This window comes from Paraburkholderia sp. EG304, assembly GCF_046543485.1.
Taxonomy (GTDB): domain Bacteria; phylum Pseudomonadota; class Gammaproteobacteria; order Burkholderiales; family Burkholderiaceae; genus Paraburkholderia; species Paraburkholderia youngii.
On the sequence record NZ_JBKGUA010000161.1, the window covers coordinates 1 to 3,428 of the forward strand.

At 57.6% G+C, this 3,428-nt stretch carries 2 protein-coding genes and 1 pseudogene; all 3 read right to left on the reverse strand.

Features of this window, described 5'->3' with window-relative positions; genetic code table 11:
• A partial coding sequence (locus tag ACLFKU_RS42805; protein ID WP_410853264.1) for an aminotransferase class III-fold pyridoxal phosphate-dependent enzyme occupies positions 1-1,115 on the reverse strand: 1,115 nt, incomplete at its 3' end.
• Between the two features lie 13 nt (positions 1,116-1,128).
• The gene (locus ACLFKU_RS42810) at positions 1,129-2,625 is read right to left on the reverse strand and encodes a GMC oxidoreductase (RefSeq protein ID WP_410853265.1); all 1,497 of its coding nucleotides are present in this window, start codon (positions 2,623-2,625) and stop codon (positions 1,129-1,131) included.
• A pseudogene (locus tag ACLFKU_RS42815) lies at positions 2,613-3,428 on the reverse strand (hypothetical protein); the annotation flags it as partial. The pseudogene ACLFKU_RS42815 and the gene ACLFKU_RS42810, both read right to left, overlap by 13 nt.

Genomic DNA, 3,428 nt, shown 5'->3' on the forward strand with positions numbered 1-3,428 from the left:
AGATCCAGTGCTGGTTCCAACGCCTCGAAAAAGGCCTCATTCATAGAAGCATTGCTCATGTATGTTGCCGGGTATCCGACATAGATGCCATGCTGCAGACACTTTTGTGCGAACGCTTTTCCATGTTTTTCAGACGGCAGAACGATATCGAACATGCTGTCGCTTCCCAGAACGCGAGCAGGTATTTTGCTACGCTCGAATGCGGTCTGGAATAACCTCTTGAGTGCGGAACCACTTTCGGCGAGACGGGCCACAATGCCCGCTTCTTCAAATATTTCCTGTGTCAGGTTGCCGGCCACGAAGGCCCGGTTCTCGCGCAGATAGGTATGGCCAAGATATGCGGTGTCGGCCCCCGTCATGGCCTCGTCGGTGCCGACAACTGCGGAAAGGCCGATGCCTTGCGCGATTCCCTTGGCCAAGGTAATGAGGTCGGCTTTTACACCGTGTTTTTGGCAGTAGCCACCCGAAGCATAACGGAGCCCGCAAAGGACTTCATCGACGATCAGCAGTGCTCCATGCAGCTTTGCCAGTCTGGAGATTTCATGAAGCAATGCAGCGGGAAAGATCGAAGGTTCAGGTGTGAAGAAAATGCCCGCGACTCGCCCCCTGTTCATGACCAGTTGCTGCTCAAGGAGATCGAGGTCATATCGGAAATCCTGGATGTGTTGGTCCCTAGCGGGTGGATTGTCCGACCAAGGGGGCTGCTGAAAGAGGTCGTGCCATCCATGGAAGCCAGCCGTCAGGAGGACCGGCCGGCCAGTTCGATACCGGGCGATCCGAACCGCCGCTTCCGTTGCGCAGGACCCCGTCCTCAGAAAAAACACTCTCGGCGTGTCAGGGAACATCTTCGAGATTTTTCCGACCAGCCTCAGGCGTTGCAGACTCACCGGCGATGGAAGAATGTCGGTTTCCTTCTCCATTGCCCGTGCGAGCCTTGCGTTGAATACTGTGTCATTGCTGCCGAGAGGCGAAGCCCCGCTACAGGATGTCATATCCAGATACATCTTGCCGTTGATATCTTCCGCCACCGCGCCATTGGCGGAGCGGAAAATGATTGACGATCTGGTTTCGCGTTCCCATTCGGCGAGATGTCCGGTCACTTCAGGATTAAGCATCTTGAGTTCCCCTTTACTCGAGTGAAAGGGCCATTCGTCTCGCGTTGGCCATGATCGTGTGTGTCGGATTGCTGTTTCCCGCGAAATTCATCACGGAGCCATCCATGACGTGGATGTTCGAGAACCCGTGAACACTGCCAAGGCGGTCCACAACTGAAGTGGTGGGATCCTGTCCGGCGCGCATCGTGCCGTGCAGGTGGGAACTGCCTTTTGAGTGTGCAAGCGACTCGCGCTTGATGCGTAGCGCTCCAATGTGTCGCAGAATGTCATCCGCGCGATCAGCGAGAAAGCCAATTCGTGCACGGTCGTTTGCCGAGCTTTTGTATTCGAAACGAATATACTGGACCCCGTATCGGTCAATGGCCCTGTCAAGCACTACGCGATTGTGCGACCACGGTTCTTCACCGGCCATATAGTGCAGGCGCAAAAGACCGACGTTTTCCTCCGGCGTGGGTAAATTCGCTTCATAGATGAGACCGCCGAATTTGTGTGGTACGTCACAGTGCTCGTAGAACTCGTCGGTATAGACGGTCGCATGGGGGCCCCAGTGAGAAGCCAGAGCACTGGAGCCGTGATCCGGTCGCTCCATGTACCCGACAGAGTAGCCGCTAATCTTGAATGAGAGGCCCCGCCCGACGAGGCCGGATTCGTTGCCTATCCCCTTGGGGGCATGCTCACTTTTTGACCGGAGCATCAGTGCCGCCGTCTGTATCGCGTTTGCGCAGACGATGACCCTTTCGACTGAAATCCGGATCCGCTCAGATGATAGTGGCACGTAGCACTCAAGAGCTTCAGCTTGACCGTCGTTCCGAAGCTCGATCCGGTTGACGAAGCAGCCATACAGAACCGAGATCGATCCGGTCAGGGCAGAGTCATCCAGAATGCTTCGTGCGAGCACAGATGCTTTGGCATCCGTAGGGCATACCAGTTCATCGCAAGCTGAACACAGGGTGCACCCCATGCAAGTCCCTGGTGGCCGGATTGCCAGAGGGATATGGCGCGGTTTTATACCGAGTTCATGCATTGCAGTGGATAACATTACCCCACGAGGGCTGACTGGATATGTCGGAAATCCATTCGCCCCAGTGATCTCCAACAAGTGCTCGATCTCCGAGTAGTGGGGTTCGAGATCCCGGAGTGCGACGGGCCAATCAATCTCCAGGTCGGTCGTCAGATATTGAGAGGCCGAAAGATCTGCCTGCCGGTATCTGAGCGTGATCGCGTTGTAGAACTGCATCCCGCCGCCCACGCAACACGCCGTCCAGGGGTTGCCGTCAGCGGGTCGGCCGGACGAAGTGAGTGCCTTGCTGTAGGCCGCCTGATGCGGCCCGTACAAGGCGCCAGGGGAAACCAGGCCTCCATATTCCAGCACTGCCACGCGATATCCTTTCTCTGCAAGTGTTCGGGCGACGATCGATCCGGAGGGCCCAGAGCCGACGATAACCGCGTCGAACTTTGTGTAGTCGCAAGAGGTCGCTGCAATGTGTCTGATCTCTGTCACGAGCAACACTCTTCTTTTGAATGCGGGTTGGCGAGCCAGCAGGAGGTGTCCGCGACGACGGCCAGGAGCTGCTTCGTTCGGGCGACATAGCGCGGTACCGCGATGCCTGCGAGGTCGGTGGCCGGGTGGCGATAGCTGACGAACAGGCCATCGTAGTTGCGCCAGACCCAAAGGCACACCTCATCCGGATCGGTGCAGCGACTACGAAGCGCGATGGCTCGCCAAGTGTTCCAGTTGCGCGCGCCGGGGGTACGGCGAAGATCCATATACGAAATCATGAAGGGATCACGAAGGGGCTGGCCAAGGAGTTCCGCTACCCGGGGAAGGGGTATTTGGGCCAGTTCCTTGACTCCGTTGAGGCCTGCGACTGCCGAACGGACCGTCTCGGCAAAGGAGCTGGTTGCGCTCAGAGAGAAGGCGACCGGGCCCATACCGACGAACCATCCGATGGAGGATCTCCAGGGACCTGTTTGCGTGTGGAACGGGACCATCGTGCGAAATTCACCCGAGCCGGTGATTTCGTGGCCGACCTTCGCAAGGCAGCTAAGCAGTCCGGAGAATGTGGCACCGCCTGCTGCGCGACAGACCTGATCAAAGGTGCGCGCGGAGGACGCGTCGAGAAGTTCGGCGTGTCCTCCCGGCTGCGCGGTGGTGGGGTTGCCACTCTGAGCGCTAACTGGTTCAGGGAAAACTGGCAGGTGGCCGCCAACCTTGGTGACGAACTGTTGCCAGCTGATGACGGATTCGTGGTCGATGGTCAGTGCATCGGCTGCATTCCGTTCAGTCTCCGCAAAATCAAGGTAGCTGGCCGT